The 22,934-nt window shown below is 64.4% G+C and carries 25 protein-coding genes; 13 read left to right on the top strand and 12 right to left on the bottom strand.

Annotation, left to right across the window (positions count from 1 at the left end):
• Positions 1-64: 64 nt before the first annotated feature.
• On the bottom strand, positions 65-259 hold the full coding sequence (locus tag BLR35_RS06965; protein ID WP_090379301.1) for a cold-shock protein: 195 nt from the start codon (positions 257-259) through the stop codon (positions 65-67).
• A 145-nt stretch (positions 260-404) separates the two neighbouring features.
• Between BLR35_RS06965 and BLR35_RS06960 the strand changes: the two genes are divergently transcribed.
• Positions 405-647 (top strand): hypothetical protein, encoded by a 243-nt coding sequence (locus BLR35_RS06960; protein WP_090379299.1) that lies wholly within the window; start codon positions 405-407, stop codon positions 645-647.
• 522 nt (positions 648-1,169) lie between these two features.
• On the opposite strand, the gene BLR35_RS06955 is transcribed toward BLR35_RS06960, so the two are convergent.
• Positions 1,170-1,814 carry an FAD-dependent oxidoreductase gene (locus tag BLR35_RS06955; RefSeq protein WP_090379297.1) on the bottom strand — a complete coding sequence of 215 codons (645 nt, stop codon included), beginning with the start codon at positions 1,812-1,814 and terminating at the stop codon, positions 1,170-1,172.
• Positions 1,815-1,991: 177 nt separating this feature from the next.
• On the opposite strand from BLR35_RS06955, the gene BLR35_RS06950 reads away from it, so the two are divergent.
• The 3 genes from BLR35_RS06950 (at position 1,992) to hemE (ending at position 5,761) form a co-directional block, all read left to right on the top strand.
• Positions 1,992-3,743 (top strand): 2-oxoacid:acceptor oxidoreductase subunit alpha, encoded by a 1,752-nt coding sequence (locus BLR35_RS06950; protein ID WP_090379293.1) that lies wholly within the window; start codon positions 1,992-1,994, stop codon positions 3,741-3,743.
• Positions 3,743-4,606 carry a 2-oxoacid:ferredoxin oxidoreductase subunit beta gene (locus BLR35_RS06945; RefSeq protein WP_090379291.1) on the top strand — a complete coding sequence of 288 codons (864 nt, stop codon included), beginning with the start codon at positions 3,743-3,745 and terminating at the stop codon, positions 4,604-4,606. The genes BLR35_RS06950 and BLR35_RS06945 overlap by 1 nt, the downstream gene beginning before the upstream one ends.
• A 144-nt stretch (positions 4,607-4,750) precedes the next feature.
• Positions 4,751-5,761, top strand: a complete 1,011-nt coding sequence (gene hemE / locus BLR35_RS06940; protein ID WP_090379288.1) for a uroporphyrinogen decarboxylase — start codon at positions 4,751-4,753, stop codon at positions 5,759-5,761.
• Between the two features lie 15 nt (positions 5,762-5,776).
• On the opposite strand, the gene hemH is transcribed toward hemE, so the two are convergent.
• The 5 genes from hemH to BLR35_RS06915 form a co-directional block, all read right to left on the bottom strand.
• On the bottom strand, positions 5,777-6,835 hold the full coding sequence (gene hemH / locus BLR35_RS06935) for a ferrochelatase (protein ID WP_090379285.1): 1,059 nt from the start codon (positions 6,833-6,835) through the stop codon (positions 5,777-5,779).
• Positions 6,836-6,898: 63 nt separating this feature from the next.
• The gene (gene hemG, locus BLR35_RS06930; RefSeq protein WP_090379282.1) at positions 6,899-8,164 is read right to left on the bottom strand and encodes a protoporphyrinogen oxidase; all 1,266 of its coding nucleotides are present in this window, start codon (positions 8,162-8,164) and stop codon (positions 6,899-6,901) included.
• Positions 8,165-8,513: 349 nt separating this feature from the next.
• Positions 8,514-8,870: a hypothetical protein gene (locus BLR35_RS06925; RefSeq protein ID WP_090379280.1), complete on the bottom strand. Its 357-nt coding sequence runs from the start codon at positions 8,868-8,870 to the stop codon at positions 8,514-8,516.
• Between the two features lie 110 nt (positions 8,871-8,980).
• Positions 8,981-9,628, bottom strand: a complete 648-nt coding sequence (locus BLR35_RS06920; RefSeq protein ID WP_090379277.1) for a helix-turn-helix domain-containing protein — start codon at positions 9,626-9,628, stop codon at positions 8,981-8,983.
• A gap of 88 nt (positions 9,629-9,716) precedes the next feature.
• Positions 9,717-10,325, bottom strand: a complete 609-nt coding sequence (locus BLR35_RS06915; protein WP_090379274.1) for a helix-turn-helix domain-containing protein — start codon at positions 10,323-10,325, stop codon at positions 9,717-9,719.
• 166 nt (positions 10,326-10,491) lie between these two features.
• Here BLR35_RS06915 and BLR35_RS06910 point away from each other — a divergent pair, with 166 nt between their 5' ends.
• The 6 genes from BLR35_RS06910 (at position 10,492) to BLR35_RS06885 (ending at position 15,420) form a co-directional block, all read left to right on the top strand.
• On the top strand, positions 10,492-11,460 hold the full coding sequence (locus tag BLR35_RS06910; RefSeq protein ID WP_170830978.1) for a P-loop NTPase: 969 nt from the start codon (positions 10,492-10,494) through the stop codon (positions 11,458-11,460).
• A gap of 153 nt (positions 11,461-11,613) precedes the next feature.
• Complete coding sequence (locus BLR35_RS06905) at positions 11,614-12,390, top strand: electron transfer flavoprotein subunit beta/FixA family protein (protein ID WP_090379271.1); 777 nt, start codon at positions 11,614-11,616, stop codon at positions 12,388-12,390.
• Positions 12,387-13,421, top strand: coding sequence for an electron transfer flavoprotein subunit alpha/FixB family protein (locus BLR35_RS06900; protein WP_090379268.1), 1,035 nt, complete (start codon positions 12,387-12,389; stop codon positions 13,419-13,421). The genes BLR35_RS06905 and BLR35_RS06900 overlap by 4 nt, the downstream gene beginning before the upstream one ends.
• A complete protein-coding gene (locus tag BLR35_RS06895; RefSeq protein ID WP_090379265.1) occupies positions 13,418-14,767 on the top strand; it encodes an FAD-dependent oxidoreductase in 1,350 nt (449 codons plus the stop codon). Before BLR35_RS06900 ends, BLR35_RS06895 begins: the two co-directional genes overlap by 4 nt.
• A gap of 1 nt (position 14,768) precedes the next feature.
• On the top strand, positions 14,769-15,080 hold the full coding sequence (locus tag BLR35_RS06890) for a ferredoxin family protein (protein WP_090379262.1): 312 nt from the start codon (positions 14,769-14,771) through the stop codon (positions 15,078-15,080).
• Positions 15,081-15,186: 106 nt separating this feature from the next.
• The gene (locus BLR35_RS06885; RefSeq protein ID WP_090379259.1) at positions 15,187-15,420 is read left to right on the top strand and encodes a hypothetical protein; all 234 of its coding nucleotides are present in this window, start codon (positions 15,187-15,189) and stop codon (positions 15,418-15,420) included.
• A 31-nt stretch (positions 15,421-15,451) separates the two neighbouring features.
• On the opposite strand, the gene BLR35_RS06880 is transcribed toward BLR35_RS06885, so the two are convergent.
• Complete coding sequence (locus BLR35_RS06880; RefSeq protein WP_090379256.1) at positions 15,452-16,108, bottom strand: DUF6517 family protein; 657 nt, start codon at positions 16,106-16,108, stop codon at positions 15,452-15,454.
• Between the two features lie 145 nt (positions 16,109-16,253).
• Between BLR35_RS06880 and BLR35_RS06875 the strand changes: the two genes are divergently transcribed.
• Complete coding sequence (locus BLR35_RS06875; protein ID WP_090379252.1) at positions 16,254-17,375, top strand: pyridoxal phosphate-dependent aminotransferase; 1,122 nt, start codon at positions 16,254-16,256, stop codon at positions 17,373-17,375.
• A gap of 62 nt (positions 17,376-17,437) precedes the next feature.
• A complete protein-coding gene (locus BLR35_RS06870) occupies positions 17,438-18,403 on the top strand; it encodes an NADPH:quinone reductase (protein WP_090379249.1) in 966 nt (321 codons plus the stop codon).
• Between the two features lie 8 nt (positions 18,404-18,411).
• On the opposite strand, the gene BLR35_RS06865 is transcribed toward BLR35_RS06870, so the two are convergent.
• From BLR35_RS06865 to BLR35_RS06850, 4 genes are all read right to left on the bottom strand, one after another.
• The gene (locus BLR35_RS06865) at positions 18,412-19,410 is read right to left on the bottom strand and encodes an arsenic resistance protein (RefSeq protein WP_090379246.1); all 999 of its coding nucleotides are present in this window, start codon (positions 19,408-19,410) and stop codon (positions 18,412-18,414) included.
• A 59-nt stretch (positions 19,411-19,469) separates the two neighbouring features.
• Positions 19,470-19,892 carry a nucleoside 2-deoxyribosyltransferase gene (locus tag BLR35_RS06860; RefSeq protein ID WP_090379243.1) on the bottom strand — a complete coding sequence of 141 codons (423 nt, stop codon included), beginning with the start codon at positions 19,890-19,892 and terminating at the stop codon, positions 19,470-19,472.
• Positions 19,893-19,976: 84 nt separating this feature from the next.
• The gene (locus BLR35_RS06855; RefSeq protein WP_090379240.1) at positions 19,977-20,984 is read right to left on the bottom strand and encodes a TIGR04024 family LLM class F420-dependent oxidoreductase; all 1,008 of its coding nucleotides are present in this window, start codon (positions 20,982-20,984) and stop codon (positions 19,977-19,979) included.
• Positions 20,985-21,102: 118 nt separating this feature from the next.
• A complete protein-coding gene (locus BLR35_RS06850) occupies positions 21,103-21,420 on the bottom strand; it encodes a DUF8152 family protein (protein ID WP_244510196.1) in 318 nt (105 codons plus the stop codon).
• A 63-nt stretch (positions 21,421-21,483) separates the two neighbouring features.
• Here BLR35_RS06850 and BLR35_RS06845 point away from each other — a divergent pair, with 63 nt between their 5' ends.
• Positions 21,484-22,902, top strand: a complete 1,419-nt coding sequence (locus BLR35_RS06845) for an FAD-binding oxidoreductase (RefSeq protein ID WP_090379238.1) — start codon at positions 21,484-21,486, stop codon at positions 22,900-22,902.
• The last annotated feature ends 32 nt before the right edge of the window (positions 22,903-22,934 follow it).

The following is a 22,934-nucleotide window of genomic DNA, read 5'->3' as shown; positions in this document are numbered from 1 at the left end:
GTCAGAACTACCGCTGGTCGATCGCTATCGTCTCAAAATACGCGTTGTTGCTATCTAGACTGCTCTAGAGTCGGGTGACGTTGGTCGCCCGGGGGCCCTTGGGGGCCTGTTCGATGCTGAATTCGACGTCCTGCCCCTCTTCGAGGTCCGGTCCGCCAACGTCCTCCATGTGGAAGAATACGTCGTCGTCCGCGTCGTCCGTCGAGATGAAACCGTAACCGCCTGTGTCGTTGAAGAAATCAACGTTACCTTCTGCCATTGCTTCTAAAGGGAAGGGAGGTGCACGGATAAGGGTTCCGTGGGTCGAGCCCACACGACTCGCGCCGGTCGGGACACACGAAATCGACGACTCGAGTGGTGAACTCGGGACCAAACCTTTTCACGGTACTCGCCCAGAGGCACGTATGAGCCTGTTCGAACGCCTCGGGGAGAAAGTCGAACGAGTCAAGCAAGAAGCCGAGACCGCGCGCGATGAGATGGTCGAAGACGAAGACGACCCAGCGGCCGAGACCGACGGGGAAAGCGAAAGCGAAACGGATTCCGACGCCGACCTCGAGTACCGTTGTCTCGAGTGCGACGCCGGATTCCCCGACGAACAGGAGGCGTGTCCGAACTGCGGTGGGACGGCCGTCGTCTTCGACGGGTAACTGCGACTGCGAACATTATACGCTGAACAGGCGCAATACAACGTCGTTCACGGCGTGGATACGCGTCGTCACTCGATTACGTTTCCACTGACAGAAGCATAGCTGAGTTTCCAACCTGAACCTTCAAATATACAGAACCACTACACAGAAGCAAGGTCAGGTCGGAACGAAGCGGATTCCGAACGACCTTCGGAGGCGGTCTATCCGCCACCCAATGAGACAATATCCGAAACACCGACGCGGTGAACGCGAATCCAGAAGGGTTCGTCATCGTGCCTGTCGGTCGAGCAAGCACAACGATACCTCCGAGTCCATCGAAGTGTCAGCGTCTCCCTGCTGGCAAAAACAACAGATGGGGGGCAACGACGTGGAGGATAGGAGTAACGGCGGTTTGGCAACGCCAGTCAGCCACCGACCACGACGTCTGGGTTAAACGGATTCCCGTGAAGTGGCGGCATCCCTGGTTGCAAACCTGAAACTCCCACCGCTCGGGATTCCTGCGTCTTCAGGCGCAGGAGGATGTCAACCGAAGTTCTCGATCAGCGCCTCGTCCGGATCGCCGCCCGCGTCCTCGATAGCGTCCGCGACGAACCTGACGAATCCGTCGAAGCCAAAGGCGTAGTACTGTCCCTTTTCGAGGTGCGTCTCGATGGCATCTGCTAGCTCTTCGTCCGCGTCGTCGTCGACGAAGACGACCGTCGCACCCTCGTCCTCGAGCGCCTCGAGCCGGTCGCGGTGGGCGGGTTCGTCGTCCTGATAGACGACGACTGCCTCGTGGCCGGCGTCGTGGGCGGCCTCTGCGATCGAGACTGCGGGACCGACGCCTGGCCCGCCTGCGACGGCGACGACGTCCTGATCGCGCTCGTAGGTGATCGTCCCGAACGGCCCGTCGACGTGGACGGTTTCGCCGCCCTCGAGGTCGGCGAGCCAGGGCGACAACTCCCCTTCGGGATCGATGCCGACCGTGAGTTCGAACGTGTCCTCGACCGACGGCGACGAGAGCGTGTAGTGACGTTCGTAGACTTCGTCTCCGGGTGCGGCCCGCAACAGGACGAACTGGCCGGGCAACGCGTCGAACTCTTCGGGCGTCTCGAGTTCGAGTGCGATCGTATCCGGCCCGACGTCGCGTACCGATTCGACGGTGACTGGCGTCCCCTCTATCTCCATATTGAACCGGTTCGGGGTCGAATTGAAAAGTCGTTCCGTTCTCAGTTCGGTATCGTTGTCGTTTTCGTTATTTTCCGCTGGATCGTTACTATAACGTGTGTAAACCGCATTTTCGGGAGGAATTCGGCCTGGGTTTCAGAAGCCTTTTTATCGGCAGGGGGCAATTTTCGCGACAACATGGCAGAGGATCTCAACTGGGCGGTCGGAGGCGAGGCCGGGGACGGTATCGACTCCACTGGCAAGATTTTCGCCCAGGCGCTTTCGCGCGCCGGACGGCACGTGTTCACCTCGAAAGATTTCGCATCTCGTATCCGTGGCGGCTACACGGCGTACAAGATTCGAACGTCGGTCGATCAGGTCCAAAGCGTCGTGGACCGACTCGACATCCTCGTCGCGCTCACTCAGCGAACGATCGACGAAAACGTCGGCGAACTCCACGAAGGAAGCGCCGTCATCTACGACGGCGAACGCTCCTGGGACGCCGACATTCCCGAGGAGGTAACTGGCGTCGACGTCCCGCTGAAGTCCATCGCGGAGGAAGCCGGCGGCGCAATCATGCGCAACACCGTCGCGCTCGGTGCCGCGTGTGAGATCACTGGCTTCGACGTCGAATATCTCGACGAGTCTCTCGAGAAGCGCTTCGGCGGCAAGGGCTCGAAGATCGTCGAGAACAACAAGGAAGCCGCCCGCAAGGGCCAGGAGTACGTCCGCGAAAACTACGACGTCGACCTCGGTTACGACCTCGAGACGACCGACGAGGACTACGTCCTCCTGAACGGGAACGAAGCGATCGGCATGGGTGCACTCGCCGCCGGCTGTCGGTTCTACGCCGGCTACCCGATCACGCCCGCGACGTCGATCATGGAGTACCTGACCGGCCGGATCGAAGACTACGGCGGTCACGTCGTCCAGGCCGAGGACGAACTCTCCGCGATCAACATGGCGCTGGGTGCTGCCCGCGCCGGCGCGCGGTCGATGACCGCGACCTCGGGTGCCGGGATCGACCTGATGACCGAGACGTTCGGCCTCGTCGCACAGAGCGAGACGCCGCTCGTCATCACGGACGTCCAGCGATCCGGCCCGTCGACCGGGATGCCGACCAAGCAGGAACAGGGCGACCTCAACATGGCGCTGTACGGCGGCCACGGTGAAATTCCACGCTTCGTCGTCACGCCCACCTCGATCGACGAGTGTTTCTGGAAGACCATCGAGGCGTTCAACCTCGCCGAGAAGTACCAGACGCCCGTCTTCCTCGTCTCCGACCTGGCGATGTCGGTCACCGAACAGACGTTCCCGCCGGAGACCTTCGACATGGACGAAGTCGAGATCGACCGCGGCAAACTCGTCGACGAGGACGAAGTCGACGAGTGGCTCGACGCCCAGGGTCGGTTCCGCGCCCACGCAGTCACCGACGACGGCGTCAGCCCGCGTGCTATCCCCGGAACGACCGACGGTGCCCACATGAGCACCGGCCTCGAGCACGACGAACTCGGTCGCCGAACCGAAGACCAGGACGAGCGCGTCCAGCAGGTCGACAAACGCTACCGGAAGGTCGCGACCGCCGAGGAAGAAGAAGACTGGGACTACCGCGAGTTCGGCGACGAGGACGCCGACAACCTCGTCATCTCGTGGGGCTCCAACGAGGGCGCACTCACCGAAGCGCTCGACTACCTCGAGGAGGACGGGATCGACCTTCGGGTCATCTCCGTTCCGTACATCTTCCCACGGCCGGATCTCAGCGACGAGATCGAGGCTGCAGACGAAGTGATCGTGGTCGAGGCGAACGCGACCGGCCAGTTCGCCGACCTGCTCGAACACGACGCACTTACCCGCGTCAAGCGCATTAACAAGTACACCGGCGTCCGCTTCAAGGCGGACGAACTCGCCGAACAGATCACGCAGAAACTCTCCGAGGAGGTGCCAGCATAATGAGCTCCGACGTACGATTCACTGACTTCAAATCCGACAAGCAGCCGACGTGGTGTCCCGGATGCGGCGACTTCGGGACGATGAACGGCATGATGAAAGCCCTGGCCGAGACCGGCAACGACCCCGACAACACGTTCGTGGTCGCCGGGATCGGCTGTTCCGGCAAGATCGGGACCTACATGCACAGCTACGCCCTTCACGGGGTTCACGGCCGTGCGCTCCCGGTCGGCACCGGCGTCAAGATGGCCCGCCCCGACATCGAAGTGATGGTCGCCGGCGGTGACGGTGACGGCTACTCGATCGGTGCCGGCCACTTCGTCCACGCCGTCCGCCGAAACGTCGACATGACCTACGTCGTCATGGACAACCGTATCTACGGGCTGACCAAGGGCCAGGCCTCGCCGACCTCGCGGTCTGACTTCGAGACCTCGACGACCCCCGAGGGTCCGAAGCAGCCACCGGTCAACCCGCTCGCGCTCGCACTCGCCTCCGGTGCAAGCTTCATCGCCCAGTCCTTTGCGTCGGACGCCCTGCGCCACCAGGAGATCGTTCAGGAAGCCATCGAACACGACGGCTTCGGCTTCGTCAACGTCTTCAGCCCGTGTGTCACGTTCAACGACGTCGACACCTACGACTACTTCCGCGACAACCTCGTCGACCTGGACGAGGAGGGCCACGATCCGACGGACTACGAGTCCGCCAAGAAGGTCATCCTCGACAGCGACAAGGAGTACCAGGGTGTGATGTACAAAGACGAGAACTCGGTGCCGTACCACGAACAGCACGGCGTCACCGAAGACATGTCCGAGATTCCCGACGGCGCACCCGAGGACGCGATGGACCTCGTCCGCGAGTTCTACTGAGTTTCCAACTCCAAACGACGGCTGCTGAACGGCCGACTTCCGATCGCCGTCCGTTGTTTCACCGACCTTCTCTCTTTCCACGTTCCGAGAGTCGATCAGCCCGGTTTCACAACTATTAGGCTGTCGCCTCGCCAACGACGAGACATGAAGGACCTGTTCCTGCGGGCGGCCCAGGGGGAGCAAACCGAACGGCCACCCGTCTGGATGATGCGCCAGGCCGGCCGGTACCTCCCCGAGTACCGTGAACTTCGGGAGGACTACACGTTTCTCGAGGCCATCTCGACCCCGGAGGTTGCCGCCGAAATCACCCTCCAGCCCTGGGAGCGGTTTCAGCCAGATGCCGTCGTCATGTACTCTGACATCCTGACAGTGCTCGAGCCGCTCGACTTCGCGTATCACCTCGAGTCCGGCGTCGGCCCGGTCGTCGAGAATCCGGTCGAAGAGCCGGCCGATACCGACCGCGAGCGAGGCGACGTCCGCGACGAACTGTGGTACGTCGGCGACCTGCTCGAGCGCCTGGACGACGAACTCGGCTCAAAGGCCGCCGTCCTGGGCTTTGCTGGCGGTCCGTTCACGCTCTCGGCGTACGTCTGCGAGGGGACACCCTCTCGCTCGTTCATGGAGGTTCGCCGGCTCCGGGCGGAGCATCCCGACGCGTTCGACCGGTTGCTCGAGGCCTTCACCGACGTACTGGTGGAGTACGTCGAGTTCCAGGTCGAGTCGGGTGCCGACGCGATCCAGCTGTTCGACACCTACGCCGGCCTGCTCTCGCCTGCGGACTACCGGGAGTTCCTGCTACCGTACCACCAGAAAATCCTCGAGGCGGTCGACGTCCCGACTGTCGTCTTCGCGCGGAATATGAGCGGCAACCTCGACTTGCTAGCTGACAGCGGTGCTGACGTGATCGGACTCGACTGGACGGTCGACCTCGCGGACGCCCGAGAAGAACTCGCCGACGAGGACGTGGCGATCCAGGGGAACCTCGATCCAGCCTTGCTGTACGGCGATCGCGAGACGGTCCGTGAACGAACGCGAGAGGTCATCGATGCGGCGGGTGACGCCGGCCACATCCTCAACCTCGGCCACGGCGTCGACCGAAACACGCCGGTCGAGAACGTGGAAGCGTTCTTCGAGACGGCGAAAAACGTATCGTAGCGTTACAGAGCGATTCTACTGCGGCGGCAGCCCGGCGTTCATACAGTACGTGCCCGGCTCGTCACGACATTGACACTGCCGAAGCTGGTAGTATGCGGGGTCGAAACCCGAGAGGAACGGCTCGACGAGGTCGGCGAGCAGGCCGGGGAATCGCGGATCGTCGTGGGGAACTGGAACTCGATACAGGTCGAGTCCCACCGCTTCGGCGTCTTCTGCGAGATCGACGTCGAGTTCGACGAGCGTCTCGGACTGTTCGTGCATGAAGCTCATCGGTTCGACGACGACGCGGTCGGCTTCGTCGCCCAGCCCCTCGACGACGTCTTCGGTTTCGGGTTCGGTCCAGTCGATGCCGCGGTTCTCGTGGTTCTGGTAGCCGATCTCGTACTCCTCGAGATCGATGATGTTGGCGACCGCGTCGGCGTGTTCCTCGACGTACCCGTCGTAGCGACTCCCCTCCTCGAGGTACTTCGTCGGCGTTCCGTGTGCCGAGAAGACGAATGCGGTGTCGGGATCGTCGAGGTCAAGTCCCTGCCCGTCGACGAACCCGCGGATCGCCTCGGCACGGATCCGGTTGTACGCCGGCGCACGGTGCCAGCCGGTGATCGACGCAAACTCTGGGTCGTACTCGAGGTCGTCGATCGCTTCCTCGAGCGAGTCGATGGCGGCGACGGTCGTCGAGGGGCCACAGAGCGGGTAGATCGGGACCGCGAGGACCGACTCGTACTCTTCGGCGGCCAGTTCCTCGGCGACGTCGGGGATCAGCGGCTCCATGAACTGCATCGCGTGGTAGACGGAGACGTCGTGCCCCCGTTCCTCGAGCGTCTCCGTGAGTGCCTCGGCCTGGGCGGTCGCCTGCTCCTGCAGCGGCGAGCCACCGATCTCCTCGTACTCCTCCATCAGGCCGGGGAGGCGTCGTTTCGCCAGTTCGCGGGAACGTTCCCACGCTCCTTCCTCGGATTCGGCGTCCTCGAGCGAGGCGTTGTCGTAGAAGATCCGCGTAAGGTACTCGAGGACGACGTCACGATCCGGCTCGGCCGGTTCTCCGAAGTTGAGCAAAACGATGGCGGTCTCCATAATCGGCCGTTAGGATGGGGCCGGTATAGATACTTCGGAGGCGGAAGACGAGACGGCAGGGCGTTAGTCGTCGGAAAGTTCGCCGGCGAGTCGTTTCGCGTTCCGGAGCCGTCCTGGAATGCCGGGGCGACCGACGTAGTTCGCACAGAAGTGGAGCCCATCAGGGGCCTCGAGGTCGTCCATCGCTGTCCACGAGCGGTCGTAGGCGGGCATTCCGGGATTCCAGCGGTGGACGTGGATCGGCGACGCCGCAGCACCGGTGAGTCGTTCGAACTCGGCTGCTGCGACTTCCCCCAGTTCCTCGTCGGATCTGTCAGTCATCTCGGGGTCGCTCCCGGGATCGACGTAGCACGTGAACACGCGGTCACGATCGAGGAAACTCGCGTTCCACGTACTCCCGCTGATCCCGATGTCCGCGCCCGACGGAACGAGCGCGCCGATACCGTCGCGCTCGAGGTCCGACTCCACGAACACCATCCCAATCGGGTTGTAGTTGAACTTCCGGAGCGTCGCCGCGAGGTCGGCGTCGACGGACTCGAGCAGGTCGGCGCTCGTTGGCGCGGGCGTCGTCAGGACCACGTCGTCGACGCGTTCGGTTCCCTCGTCGGTGACGAGTTCGTAGCCGTCGCCGGCGTCATCGATCCGTTCGACGGGGGTGTCGAGGGCGATCGTCTCGGCGTGTGCCTCGTAAAGGCCGGTCGTCAGCTCACCGAGTCCGTCGTCGAACGTACAGATCGGTGGCGTCTCCCGTCCCGAGAGGAGTTTCCGGGCGACCCACAGGAGAACGCTGCCGTCGATACCCGCGTTCTCGAGGGCGCGACCCAGCGAGTACTCCATCAGCATGTTCTCCGGTGCGGTCCCGTACAGCCCGCTGTACAGCGGGCCGAGGAAGCGATGGGCGGCCTGATGGCCGAACTTCCGGACGAGGTACTCCTCGACGGTCTCGCCGGGTCGTGCCGAGTCAGTGAGCGGCTCTTTCAGAATTCGGAGTTTCCCCAGCGGACTGAGCAGGTCCGTCGTGATGGCCTCCCGGAGCGACAGGGGGACGACCTCGAGCGAGCCGTCGTGATAGACGTACAGCGGCTGGTCGTCGTCGCCCGTCCGTAGCTGATCGCGAAGGCCGAGGTCGTCGATCATCGACTCGAGGCCGGGCGTGAGCCGCAGTCGCTGTGGCCCGAGCTCGAGGACGCGGCCGTCGACGCGGCGGCTTCGCATGACGCCGCCCGGTTCGTCGCGTGCCTCGAACGCGACGACGTCCTCGTCCTCGTCGGCGAGCGCGTGAACGAGCGAGAGCCCGCTGATTCCGGCTCCGACGACGCCGACCGTCATCTCAGTATCTCGCCCCGTTCGACCGCCCGTCGTTCCCTGTCCCGGTTCGCGTATCCATTGTCGGACGTTGCCAACTCAGTGTCATAACGATTCCGTTGTGGCGATTCGGTCGCGGGAGATCGGTACGTCGCCGATGGACGACTCGATCTACCGGATGTCGCCGTATCTAACCAAAATTATCGGTTTTGCAGGTATGATGAATAATAGATAGGATGGTGTCGGGTAGCGAACGGACGGCCGCGCTGACTCCACCTGGTAGAGATCGACGTGACGGTGTTCGACCGTTCGGTTCGCGGTCGCCGACGGGACCAGCCGAGACAGCCGCTACCAGGAAATAGACGCCGTCGACCTATTCGAATCGGAGCGTGTAGTGTCCGACCCACCCTTCCAGCCGATCGAGCAGCGCCGTAAACTCCTCGTCCTCGAGCATCGACGAACACTGGTCGCGGACCTCGATCCTGATCGAGACGGTCATCGTTCGGCCGTCTTCGAACCGATCGACCACGACGTCCCTGATCGACTCGAGTGCGAGACATGCGAGACTCCAGTCGAACAGCCAGCTTTCGTGTTCGGGGCGGTGGTCGGCGATACCGTAGTCGAATTCGTACTGGATCTCACAGTAACAGGCCGCTTCGCTGCCGGCCTGTCCCGGGCGGTCATCGAAGACGGTCCTGTCGTTCCAGTCAGAACGTTTCTCGGAGCTCATACTGTAATCAACGTCGGTGTCGGCGAAGTGGATACTGCTCTATACTACACGGATTTATAAGCAGACGGGCGGCGGGGCTATTCGGTGCGACCGAATCGGACGGACTGTTGCTATCCGTACACCAGCGACGTGACGAGTTTCGATTCGACGGCGTTGAGCCGCTGGGAGACGGCGGATTTCGACACCTCGAGTTGGTCGGCCAGATCGTCGAGAGCTGCCCTGCGTGGCGTCTCGTAGTAGCCCGATTCGACCGCAGCGACGACGGCTTCGCGCTGTTTTTCGGTGAGGTTGGCGGTATCGATCTCGATGGCGTGACTGTCGGTACTGGCGGCGTCTCCGGCCCCCTCGATTCGTTCGAGATGGATCGTTGCACCGGTCTCGCGGAGGTCGCCGACGATCGCCTCGAGTTCGGACCGCGTCGGCGTCGTGATCGAGACGGAGAGGCAGCCGTCTTCGACGCCCTCGATCGACGCGATACAATCGTGCTGCTGGAAGACTGGGCAGACACACCGGTCGGTGACGTCCGTACGGATGTACGTGGCTTCCCCGTCGGTTCTGTCGGTGACCTCCGACCGACACTCACAGTCGCCATCACAGCTAGTCGTTCCATGCCGAAGGTCTTGACTGACGTCACTGCCATGTTCGCCTGCATCCAGTACCGGACAGCCTGCCCCAGCATGTGGTTCGATCCGGAACTGGGCTCGGAGGTAGTCGTCCGAGGAGGTATCGGAATCGCGATCGGGACCTCGTACCGGCATGATGTCGCGACCTTGGGATTGGGCCAATAAATTCTGGCGGGGAATACCCACTCGCTGGGAACGGGCGGATCGATCGACGCCGGGACAGTTACCGTTCGCTGAACGACTGTATCAACGTCTTTTCGACCGCATTGAGTCGCTGGGAGACGGCGGAGTTCGAGATCTCGAGTTCGTCGGCCAGGTCGTCGAGCGTCGCCTCGCGAGGCCGTCCGTAGTAGCCGCGTTCGACGGCGAGTTCGACTGCTTCGCGCTGTTTCTCGGTGACGCTTGCCGCATCGATCTCGAGCGTCGTCTCCTCGTCGCCTGCCAGGTGCGAGAGCCGACGTAACCGCACGTTCGCTCCGATTTCCTCGAGCGAGTCGACGATCCGGCTCAGTAGCGTCCGGTCTTCGACGACGAGGAAGATGTGCAACGACCCGTCCTGGACGCTTTCGACGTCGAAAACGCAGTCGAACTGGAAGAGCCGTTCACAGATACATCCCTCGCGGACCCGTTCCGAGACGTATCGGCGCTCGCGGCCGTCGTCGCCGTCGACCGTCAGTTCGCTGTGACAGATTTCGCTTTCGGAGACGCTCTGTCTGATCGCCGTCGCGTTCGGTGTCGTCGACACGACGGGACATTGGGAGTTCTCGTCGGGGGTGACCTCGAGCGTCGCTCGAAGTGGCGTCACGTCCGACTGTGCTGACTCGCCGGTCATACTCGATACGACGCACCGGAGTGCGGTATAACAGCAGCCCCGTTCCTGATTCGTGGGGACCGGCTGAACGTGTTCACCGTCGCTTTCATACCACGGGAATCGAGACGACGACTTTCGCGCGAGAACGAGACGTCTCAGGTACGGGATCCCGGTCCCGGCTGATACGATGACACGAGACAAACTGCGGGAGCGACTCCGTGCGGTCGAGGATCCGGAACTGGACGACGACGTCGTCTCGCTGGGGCTCGTCACCGGCGTGACCGTCGCCGGGGACGAGGCGTTCGTCTCGGTGGCGTTCAACGCGCCCTTCTCCCCGTCCGAGTGGGAGATGTGCGACGAGATCCGAGCACTCTGTCGCGGGATGGGACTTGTACCGCGGATACACGCCAACCCGGAGCGTGACGGCATCCCTGGCGTCAGAAACGTGATCGCGGTCGGCGGGACGACCGCTGACGACGGGACAGGTGTCGTCACCGGTGCGCTGGCGACGGCACTCGCGACGCTCGGCGCACGCGTCGGCGTCTTCGACTTCCGCCTCGAGACGGGCGTGGAGACCTGGCTCGACGCCGTCGATCCGCCGGATCTCTCGAGCGATCCGATCGTCCCCGTGACGAGGCGAAACGTCTCCGCCGTCCGACTCGGCCCCCTCCTCCCCCGGGATGGAGCGATGCCGTCGGGAGACGCCGTAGTCTCCCTCCTGCTTCCGCAGGTCCGTGACCGCCTCGAGTGGGGTGGTCTCGATTACCTGCTCGTGGCGCTGCCTTCCTCGGCCCCAGCCGTTCGCAGTACCGTTCTGGATCGGCTCCCGACGCGAGGAACTGTCGCCCTCGGAGCAGTCGAGACGGAATCGGTGCCGGTTCGAACCGCCGTCCGGACGCTGTCCCTCGAGACGGAGGTAGTCGGCGCGCTCGGTACCTACGAGGACCGCGAGCCCGACCGAAGTCACGCGCTTGCGTACGATCTCACGGATTTCGATCTGTCGTGTCCGTATCTCGGGACGGTCCCGCTCGAGTCGCCACGGACCGACCGACGGTCGTCTCGAACGGACGATCCGTTCCGCGACGTCGCCGTTGCGATCACCGATCTGATCGGGACGATCAACCGACAGCGGGCGGCCCGGTCTCAACCCGCCTGATACGGCCTGTCGTCCCCATCTCCGGCGAATCGGCGGAGATCGTGCCGAGATAGATATATAAACACCTGAACCAGTGAAGGAACTTCCCGAGCGGTTGGAAAAGTCATTATAAACCATTTCGTCGGTCGGCCAATCTCGAGGTGTGACGAGACCATGACATGGACAATAGCTGTCGGGGTCAAACAGGTTCCCGACGCGGCCGAGGTCGGTATCGATCCCGATACGGGTCGGCTCGACCGGGCGAGCGCGCCCGCGGTGATGAACGGGCCGGACCGGGAGGCGCTCGAGGCCGCCTTCAGGATCCGCGATCAGGTCGACGGCGAGGTGATCGCGATGAGTATGGGGCCGCCAAACGCCGTGAGCGTCCTCGAGGAGGCCGTCGCGATGGGGTGTGACGACGCCGTGCTGGTCTCGGACCGGGCGTTCGGAGGCAGCGACACCTGGCCGACGAGTCTCACGCTCGCACGGACCGCTGAGGCGCTCGAGGCCGACGTGGTCGTCTGTGGCGAGGAGACGACCGACTCCTCGACGGGCCAGGTACCGCCGGGCATCGCAGCGCACAATGGCTGGGCGCAACTGACCTACGCGGAGGAGGTCGACGCCCGGCCCGAGGAAGATCGTCTCGTCGCCAGACGCGACGTCGAGGGCGGTCACGAGGTCGTCGCTGCTGACCTGCCAGTGGTCGTCGCGGCCGCCTACGGCGAGTTCGAGCCCCGTCCCGCACCGCTGCACCGCAAGATCTACGGCGAGAACGACTTCGAGCCGACGGTCTGGGACGCCGAAGAACTGGAGATCGAAGACGAGGTCGGCCTCGAGGTTTCGCCGACGTCCGTCGGCGGGATGGAGACGGTCGATCCCGTCGAGCGCAAGAGCGAGGTGGTCGACGAGGTCGACGACCTTGCCGACTCGATCGAGGAGGTGATAGTATGAGCGACGACGAAGCACTCGAGAATGGCGTCGTCGACGTCGACGAGTACGACGACGTCTGGGTGTTCATCGAAGAACACGACGGCGACGTAATGCCTGTCTCCTGGGAGCTACTCAGCGAGGCGAAGGGGCTGGCCGACGAACTGGGCGACGACCTCGTCGCCCTGACGATCGGCGAGGAGCTAGACGACGTCGCCGAGGAAGCCCTCGAACGGGGTGCCGACCGGGTGCTCGTCGCCGACGATCCGGTGTTCGAGCCCTACCGCGCCGACCCCTACGGCGAGCAGTTCCGGGCGATGGTCGAGGAGCGCAAGCCCTCGATCGTCCTCATCGGCGGAACTCACACTGGCCGGGACTTCGCGGGCCGCGTCGCGGTGCCGGCCCACGCCGGGCTGACCGCCGACGTCACCGAACTCGGGGTCGACGACGACGGCCTGCTCGAGGCCCGACGGCCCGCGTTCGGCGGGGACGTCCTCGCCACGATCCTCTGTGAGGAACACCGTCCGCAGATGGCGACGATCCGTCCTGGCGTCTTCGAGGCCGCCGAGCCCGAAGACGAGGCCGACGGCGAGGTCGTCGAGGCTGACGTGGTCGTCGAGGAAGCCGACTGCATCAGCGAGGTCGTCGAGCGCGAGGTCGGCGACACAGCCGACATCACGGAGGCCGACCGGATCGTCGCCGTCGGCCACGGTATCGACGGCGACCTGGAGCCGGCACTCGAGCTTGCGGAGGCCCTGGACGCCGAACTCGCGGCGAGTCGCGCCGCAGTCGACGAGGGCTGGGTCGACGGTGCCCGACAGGTCGGACAGACCGGCAAGACCGTCCGGCCCGAACTCTACGTCGCCGTCGGCATCAGCGGCGCGGTCCAGCACCTCGAGGGGATGAACAAGAGCGAGACCGTCGTCGCGATCAACAACGACCCGAACGCACCGATCTTCGAGCACGCCGATTACGGCATCGTGGCCGACCTCTTCGAGGCCTGTCCCGCGCTCGCGGACAGGGTCGAGGCCGAGCCACAGGAGGTGGTACAATGAGTCCAGAACTCGAGAGCGACACCGTCACAGACCCGAACTACGACGACGAGTTCGACGCCATCGTCGTCGGCGCCGGCCTCGCCGGGAGCGCCGCTGCCCTGACGATGGCGAACAGCGGACTCGACGTCCTGTTGATCGAACGCGGCTCCTCGCCGGGAGCCAAGAACGTCTTCGGCGGCGTCCTCTACACGCCGACGATCCGCGAACTGACCGACTTCGACGACGCGCCGGTCGAACGGTACGTCGCCGAACGTCGGTTCAGCATGCTGAGCGAGCGCGACGAGACCGCAGTCTCGCTCCGGCCCGGCGAGTGGCACGAGGAGCCGCACAACGACTCCTACACCGTCCTCCGTGGGCAGTTCGACGAGTGGTTCGCCGAGCAAGCCGTCGAAGAAGGGACGACGCTGGTCACCTCGACGACGGTGACCGGACTGGTCCGAGAGAACGGCCGCATCGTCGGCGTCGAGACCGACCGCCCCGACGGCACGATCCGTGCTCCCTACGTCGTGCTCGCCGAAGGTGGCAATTCCCTGGTCAGCGAAGGCGCGAACCTCAAATCGACCGAAACCAGGGAGAACGTCGCCGTCGGCGTCAAGGAAGTCCTCGAGTTCCCCGAACGGGACGGCGTCATCGAGGACCGGTTCCGGCTCACCGACGAGTCGGGTGTCTCCTACCACTACTTCGGCGAGGGCGCGGTCGGCGACGCCTTCGGCGGGGGCTTCATCTACACCAACGAGGACACGGTAAGCGTCGGCGTCGCCTACCGGCTCGAGGACGCCGCAACGCACGATCAGTCTCCGGAGGAGACGCTGAACGCGTTCAAGTCCCATCCGGCCGTCGCGCCACTCCTCCGCGACGCCCGAACCGTCGAGTACAGCGCGAAGACTATCCCCGAGGGCGGTGCCGAGAGCATCCCCGACCTCGTCCACGACGGTGCGGCCATCGTCGGCGACGCGGCCGGCCTCGTACTCAACAACGGCGTCCACCTCGAGGGGACGAACATGGCCGTCGAGAGCGGGTACTACGCCGGCAAAGCGGTCGCCGACGCAGTCGAAGACGACGATCTCGGCGAACTGCGGGCCTACCCCAGGGCGCTCGAGGGGTCGTTCGTCGTGAAGAACTTAGAGCGATACGCCTGGATGATGGACGCGGTCGAATCGGACCGCGATCTGCTGTTCGAGGACCTGCCACGGGCCTTCGGTGACGCCAGCACGGAGTACTTCCGAATGGATCGGAGCCCGAAAGAGACCCACGCGGAGAACGCGAAAAGCGCCGTCCTCGATGCCGTCGGCGGCTGGACCGGCGCTGCGAAACTCGCCTTGCGGTACCGAAAGGTGGTGACCTGAGATGAGCGCACAACCCAAGACACCGACGATCGACAACGACTCGATGGAGGACCGCCTGTACACTGTCAAGTACGACGACCCCGGCGACTCGCACCTCGACGTGAAAGTCGAGGACGTCTGCATGCAGTGTGAAACCAACGACTGCGTACGCGTCTGTCCGGCGAACGTCTGGCGCGAGGGAGAGGACGGCGTTCCCCACATCGCCTACGAGAACTGTCTCGAGTGCTCGAGCTGTCGGTTCGCCTGCGAGTACGACAACGTCGTGTGGACGTACCCCGAACGCGGCGCTGGCATGACGTTCAAACACGGCTGACGGGCCGTACGACGGCTGTACCCGTTCAGGCCGTTCTCACTCGCCGGGAACCGAATCCCCGGTTCATGAGTGAGAGACACATACGTACGACCAGAGGGTGACCACCATGACCGACCCACTCACCACGACCGGCGACGGATCCGCAATCACGACCAAAGAGGAGGCTGCGGTTACGGCCTACGACGTGCTGGACGACGCTGGCTGTGACTCGGTAGTGACGTCGATGCCCCAGCGGACGCGGTCGACGTGGATCGTGCCCGCGACGAGCGCCGAAAGTACCTGGCGTGTCCACATCGATCCGCGGACGGGCCAGACACGCATCGTCGAGACGCCGGAGTAGGCCCGCTATCGTGCAGTCGTCCTTTTCCCGGTCAGACGGGATGTTCGACGGACTCGAGCAGTGCTTCGACGTTCTCCGCTTCGTCGGAGAACTCCTCCGGATAGCTACCGAGCAACACGAGCAAGTCCCCCTCGTGATTGAACGACGTGAGTGCAATCTCGACGTCGACGTCCTGTCCGGCGTACTCGGTCTCCCCCGAGAACTGCTCGACCTCGCGACTCTCGCCGAGGATCGAGAGATCGACTGACTCTTCGTACGCGAGGTTCCCGATTTCCCTGTCGCCGACCTCAACTTCGTTCAGGAACTCCTCGAGTAACTCGTTGCTCGACATCTCCTCGAGCGGGTTGACCGAGTACCCTGCGACCTCCATTCCGGGAACCGAGACGGCGGCGAAGACGCCCGCCTCGTGGGATTGGCCGGCCAGTTCCCGCTCTTTGGTGTAGATCGACGCCCACAGCGATGCCTCGACCTCGCGCTCGACGCCGACGTCGACCGTCTCCTCGAACGACTGTTCCTCGACGCCGTCTTCCTCGTAGCCGGTTTCCTCGAGCGCCGCGTCGGTCGGCGCGACGCGGGCGGCGGTAAACTCGAGAGGTCCATCTCCGAGAACGAAGTCGAGACAGCCTGCAGTCGACGCGACGGTTCCAGTTGCCCCCGCAGCGAGTAGCGATCGACGAGAGATCTTCATCACCTCACTCCTGCGTTACCGGCTGTATATTAGTTTCGCCACCTTCAGTCTCGATGTCAAGACAGTCACCGTCGACGGTCAGTCCGATCGCTCGAGACTGACAAACACATCAAGAGTTATCGGGATCGACCCCGCCAATTCAGGCATGACCGAGTTCGCCCATCGCGTCGAGCAGGTGTCGATCAGCGGTATCCGCGAAGTGTTCGAAGCAGCCAGCGAAGACGCCATCAACCTCGGAATCGGCCAGCCCGACTTCCCGACGCCGGCTCACGCCCGACGTGGCGCTGTCGAGGCAATCGAGGCCGGACACACGGACGCCTACACCTCCAACAAGGGGACGCCCCAGCTCCGGGAGGCCATCGCCGCGAAGTACGACCGAGACTACGGCCTCGAGATCGATCCCGGGAACGTCATTGCGACCTCCGGCGGCAGCGAGGCACTGCATCTGGTCCTCGAGGCCCACGTCGACCCCGGTGAGGAGGTAATCTTTCCCGATCCGGGATTCGTCTCCTACGACGCACTGACGAATATCGCGGGTGGGACGCCGAAACCGGTCCCCCTGCGGGACGATCTCACCCTCGACCCGGCTACTGTCGAGGAGGCCATCACTGACGACACCGCCGTCTTCGTCGTCAACAGTCCAGCGAACCCTACCGGAGCCGTCCAGAGCGAGGAAGACATGCGCGAGTTCGCCCGTATCGCCGACGAACACGACGTGCTCTGTCTCTCCGACGAGGTCTACGAGAAGATCGTCTTCGACGGCGTTCATCGCTCGCCGATGGAGTTCGCCGAGACTGACAACGTCGTCGTCGTCAGCGCCTGCTCGAAGACCTACTCGATGACCGGCTGGCGACTCGGCTGGGTGATCGGCTCGAACCGCCGGATCGAACGCATGCTGCGGGTCCACCAGTACGCCCAGGCCTGTGCCTCCGCGCCAGCCCAGTTCGCCGCCGAAGCCGCACTCACCGGCCCGCAGGACCCCGTCGAGGAGATGGTCGACGCCTTCGAGGACCGGCGCGACGTCGTGCTCGACGGTCTCGAGGACGCCGGCCTCGAGGTGCCCACACCCGAGGGCGCGTTCTACGTCATGCCGAAGGTGCCGGAGGGCTGGTGTGACGAGGTGCTCGAGCGCGACGTGATCGTCGTCCCCGGCGGCGCGTTCGGCGAGAACGGCGAGGGGTACGCCCGCATCTCGTACGCGACCGCGATGGAGGACCTGAAGGAGGCGCTCGAACTCATCGACGACGCGACCGCTGCAGTCCGATAGTAGCGGTTACCGGTGCCGCGTTCACGTACGCTTATACTGCTTCGATCCGATCGTTCGACACGATGAGGGCTGTCCGCCTGCACGAACACGGCGACGAGGAAGTACTGTCCGTCGAAGACGTCGATCGACCGTCGCCCGACGAGGACGAACTGCTCGTCGAGGTAGCCGCTGCGGGAGTCAACCCCGTCGACACCTACTTCCGGGATGGCTCCTACGAGCCCGTCGGCGTGCCGTTCACGCCCGGCGTCGACGTTTCGGGCGTCGTGGCCGAAGTCGGTGACGCCGTCGAGGGATTCGAGGAGGGCGACCGTGTCTACGGCACCGGCATCGGGAACGCCTCCGCACAGGGTGCCTACGCCGAGTACGCGACGATCCCGACCGACCGTGTCGTCCACCTCCCCGATGGCGCCGACCTCACCGAAGCCGGCGGCGCCGGCGTCGTCGCCGTCACCGCCTGGCGCGCACTGATCGACCACGCCGACTTAGAACCCGCCGAGTACTGTCTGGTCCACGGCGGTTCCGGCGGCGTCGGCCACGCAGCCGTCCAGATCGCCGAGGCCGTCAGCGCCCGGCCGATTACGACCGCCGCCGAAGAGTACCACGACGCACTCGAGGGGTACGGCGCCGAGACCGTCCTCGACTACGGACGGGAGGACCTCGCCGAGGCCGTCCTCGAGGCCAGCGACGGCGGCGTGGACGCGATTCTGGACCACCGACTGGACGACTACCTCCAGTTCGACGCGGACGTCGCCGCGACCGGCTGTCGCGTCGTCGGCATCGGCGAGAACAGTCCGGACCCGGCGTTTACGAACGACGGCGCTGCCCGCTCGAAGGACGTCTCCTACCAGTTCATGAGCATGTTCAACACGCCGGACCTGCGGCTTCCGCTTCGGGGCGTCGCCCACCTCATGGGAACCGACAAACTCTCGATCGACGTCGCACGCAGCTACGACTTAGAGGAGGCAGCCGAGGCCCAGCGTGCCGTCATGGAGGACAGTTTCTTCGGGAAACTCGTCATCGAGCCCTGACAGCCGGGCTATCTCGACCTCGAGAACCGGGCAGGGAGTTCGAGCGGCCACAGCTCTCGATCCCTGATCGCGACGTGTACCTGTGCGATGATCCCCAGCAGCGGAAGCTCCAGCAGGGGCCCGATCACCAGTGCCAGCGGAATCAGCGGCTCGTGTGGAAATGCGACGACGGCGATCGCGAGGGCGGTCGGGGAGTTCCGCGAGAGGATCGTGTTGTTGAAACAGACCATCTCACGGTAGGAAAACGACAACAGCCGTCCGACGCCGAAGCCGACGACGAGATTGATCGCGTAAAAGACGACCACGGGGACGGCAAGCAGCGCCAGCAGTCCAGGATTCTCGAGGATCACCTCGCCCTGTGAGGCGAACATCGCTCCGATAGCGAGGCTCAGAAAGACGATTTGGAGCGGACTCAGCTTCGGAAGGAACTGCTGGGAGAACCACGTTTCGCCCTTTCGTCGAGTGATCCCACGGCGAACAAGCCCACCCAACACGAGCGGGACGACGAGCACGAGCACGACGCTCTCGAGCAGCAGTTCCAGCGGTAGCGCGACCAGTTCTCCGGCAAATACGTACAGGTAGAACGGCAGCAGTACCAGCTGGAGGACGAGATTGTACGGGAGGATCGAGGTAGCCAGCGCCACGTCGCCGTCCGCGACGTCGGTGAAGACGAGGTACCAGTCCGTACACGGCGTCACCATCAGCATGATGAGCCCGACCCACAGAGCAGGGTGATCTCGAAGGAAGATCGCACCGAGCCCCACGGCCAGCAGCGGGCTCCAGATAAAATTGACGAGGAGACTCGAGCCCACGACGCGGCGGTTGCCGAACGCCCGACGGAGCCGGGAGAACGGAATGCCGGTGAACGCGGCGAACAGCATCACCATCAAGAACGGGAGAATCAGCCGATCGGCCACCGGGGAGACGCCGGGAACCTGCCCGACGGCAAGTCCGCCGACGATAGCGCCGAGAACGAAAAGCGTCTGGTATCGTTCGACGAAATCCATCCAGCCTGGAGTCGTCCCTACAGGGGTTTAGAGACTGTGATACTCAGTTACCGCCGATATTAGCGGTGACGCTGGAGGAACGCCTCGAGGTCGGATTCGACGCCCGCAACGGTCTCGTACTCGAGGAGTTCGACAGCGTCGTTGCCACGGACCATCGCGGACAGGTCGTGTTCCGTACCGGGTCGGTAGAGACAGCAGACGGGTTTTTCCCAGGCGACCGCTCGGCCGAGTTCGTAACCGACGCCGAGGCTGGGCGTGGTCACCTCGGCGACCACGACGTCGGCCTGCCGGAGCCAGGCGACGTCCTGGTCGTGGATGTCGCCGTCGGTCAGCCCTTCCTTCGCTTCCTTCTGCTCGACGTTCTCGTCCCCAATGTGCTCGGTGAGGACCGTGCCGTGCTCTGCGAGCAGGTCGATCAACTCCCGATAGAGATCGGCGTCCGATCGACCGCCGCGAATGGAACCGCTGAAGAAGACGTCCATGTCGTCGCCGTTCGGCCGGAGACGTATCAATATTCGTATCTTCTCTGGGATGCTCGACGAGAGCGGCCTCGAGCCACGACGCGACTACGCCGCGTCGACGACCGCTTCCATCGTCGTCCGTTTCTCCTCCTCGGTCATCTGGTCGACGAAGCCGACGCGGACGGCGTCGACGCCGTCGATCGCGGCGTACTCCGCGACCCACTCGCGGACCTCGTCGGGGGTTCCGGCGGGCGACAGTTCGTCGAGCAGTTCGTCGGGGAGCGCAGCGGCCATGGCGTCCGTGTCGCGGTCGTCCCACGCGGCCCTGATCTCCTCGACGACGTCCGGATACCCCTGTTCGGCGACCGAGTTACCGTAATAGGGGCCGTAGGCGCCGAGCATGAACGCGATCGTCCCACGGGCCTTCTGGCGGGCCGTTTCGCGGTCCTCGCTCGCGATACCGCGAACGATCGGCGCGACGCGCAGATCCGAGATTTCCTTCCCGCCGAGTTCGGCCCCGCGTTTCAGGTCCTCGAGTCTGTCCTCGAGGCCGTCTTTCGTGAACATCTGGGGTGCCCAGCCATCGCCGAAGCGACCGGCCATCTCGGTGGCCTTGGGGCCGAGCGTCCCGAGGTCGATCGGCGGCGGGGAGTCGGGAACGTCGCGCTCGTAGTTCAGGCCGGCGATCTCGAATATTTCACCGTCGTAGGCGGGGTTCCCGTTCTCGTAGACCGACCGGATGATCTCGATCGTCTCCCGTGTGCGTCGGAGCGGGCGATCGAACTCCTGGCCGTGCCAGCGTTCGGTAATGGCAGGCGAACTCGGGCCGAGGCCGAGACGGAATCGTCCGTCTGAGGCGTCCTGAAGCGTCATTGCGGTCTGGGCGAGCATCGCGGGCGACCGACCGAACGGCGAGATGACGTCGTTCGAGATGCCGAGTTCTTCGGTGCGGTCGGCGGCCAGCGTCAGCGGCGGGACGATGTTCCAGCCCGTCGTCTCGCCGGTCGTGATGCGATCGAATCCCAACTCTTCGGCCTCGACAGCGCGCTCGGCGACGTCCTGGGGTCGGTCGTAGTCGGACAATCGAATCAACAGGTCCAGTTCCGCGTTCACGCTCTCTCCCTCCGGATCAGTCCTCGCATCGCTCGTCGTGCCATTACCCACCACACCGATAGCTACCCACATAAAATTGTAGAAACCGCTCCATTTTCGCGGCGGTCGATGTCGCTCGCTACGGTCGTTCCTCGAGAACCGCCTCGCAGTGGTGTCTCGCTGCCTCGACGTGGCTGCGACCCTCGTCGTGTTCGATGGGCTCGAGTTCGCCGAGCAACTCCTGAACCGTCTCGACTCGAGTGCGAACGACGTCCCGTTCGAGGTCGGCCGTCGCGGCGTCGCGTGCGACCGCCTCGGCCTCGCCGAGGTATCGGCTCGTCGTTCGCTCGAGCGGGAACTCGGCGGTTTTCTCGAGATGGGTGGCGAGCGCGGAGACGTGGTCGCGTACGGACTCGTCGGCGGTCACGAACGCGAGTTCGGCTGGTACCCACGTCACGGTTTCGCCGACTCACCTCGACCCGTTGGAAAGCTTGATGCCGTCCGTCCCCAATGTAAACATATGACGCACGACTGCTCGTTCCTCGAGGAGCTTCCCCTCGCGGACGACCAGTTCTCGTTCGCGGAGGGGAGACGGGAGAGCCACGCTGCGGACTGGGGTGCACAGCAGAAAGGCGAGGGCGTCGTTCCCGACGCGGTCGTCTGGCCGGCGTCGACCGACGACGTCTCGGCGGTGCTGGCCGCCGCGACCGAACACGACGTACCCGTCACGCCCTACGCTGCGGGGACGGCGCTCGAGGGCCACGCGGTTCCGGCCCACGGCGGAATCAGCCTCGATCTCACCCGGATGGACGCCGTGGTCGACTACCGTCCCGACGACTTCCAGATCGACGTGGAGCCGGGAGTGCTCGGTGCAGACGTCGACGACTACGTCGGCGGCGACGGCCTCTTCTTTCCGCCGCTGCCCTCCTCCGGTGACATCTCGACCGTCGGCGGGATGATCGCCACCGACGCCAGCGGCATGAAGACCGTCCGCTACGGCGAGGTCGCCGACTGGGTGCTCGGCCTCGAGGCCGTCCTCGCCGACGGCACCGTCGTCCAGACAGGTTCGCGAGCGAAGAAGACCTCGAGCGGCTACAACCTGACCGACCTCGTCGTCGGCAGCGAGGGGACGCTGGCGGTCGTCACCGAAGCGACCCTGGAACTGGCCGGCCGACCCCAGCAGATCCGCGGCGGGCGAGCGATCTTCGACACCCTCGAGGACGCCTCCGACGCGGTCTTCGACGCCATCCGGACGGACCTCGACGTCGCCCGGATCGAACTCGTCGACGGCCTGAGCGCACGGGCAGCGAACGAGTACCTGGGCACCGACCTGCCGGACGCACCGATGGTCTTCCTCGAGTTCCACGCGAACCACGGTGTCGAGGAGGAGATAGCCCTCTGCGAGTCGATCTTCGAGGACCACGGCGTCGCCCGCTTCGAGATGAGCGGCGACGACGCCGAGATGGATCGGCTCTGGCGGGCCCGCCGCGAACTCGCCTACGCCATCCAGAGTTACGATCCCGACCTCGAGCCCTTACATCCCGGCGACGTCACCGTCCCGATCAGCGAGTACCCGGCGATGGTCCGCGAGGCGAAAGCCCTCGCCGACGAATACGACCTTCCAGTCCCCTGTTTCGGTCACGCCGGAGACGGGAACCTTCACTACAGCGTTCTCGTCGATATGGACGACCCCGAGGAGGTCGAACGCGGGGAAGAAGTCTACAGTCTGTTGCTCGAGCGCGCACTCGAGTACGGCGGCACCGTCACGGGTGAACACGGGATCGGACAGGGGAAGCGAGGGTATCTCGAGGACGAACACGGCACCGGCGCGGTCGAAGCGATGCGAGCGATCAAGCGGGCGCTCGATCCGACGGATACGCTCAATCCGGGGAAGATCTTTCCCGAGACCGTGGAGGGGGAGCGGGTTCGCGACGCCTGAGGGAGATCAGTGGCTCTCTAAACGAAGATTGT

Source organism: Natronobacterium texcoconense, assembly GCF_900104065.1.
In the GTDB taxonomy this organism is placed as follows: domain Archaea; phylum Halobacteriota; class Halobacteria; order Halobacteriales; family Natrialbaceae; genus Natronobacterium; species Natronobacterium texcoconense.
The sequence above is the reverse complement of the archived record's forward strand: the minus strand, read 5'-3'. Positions and strand labels throughout refer to the sequence as shown.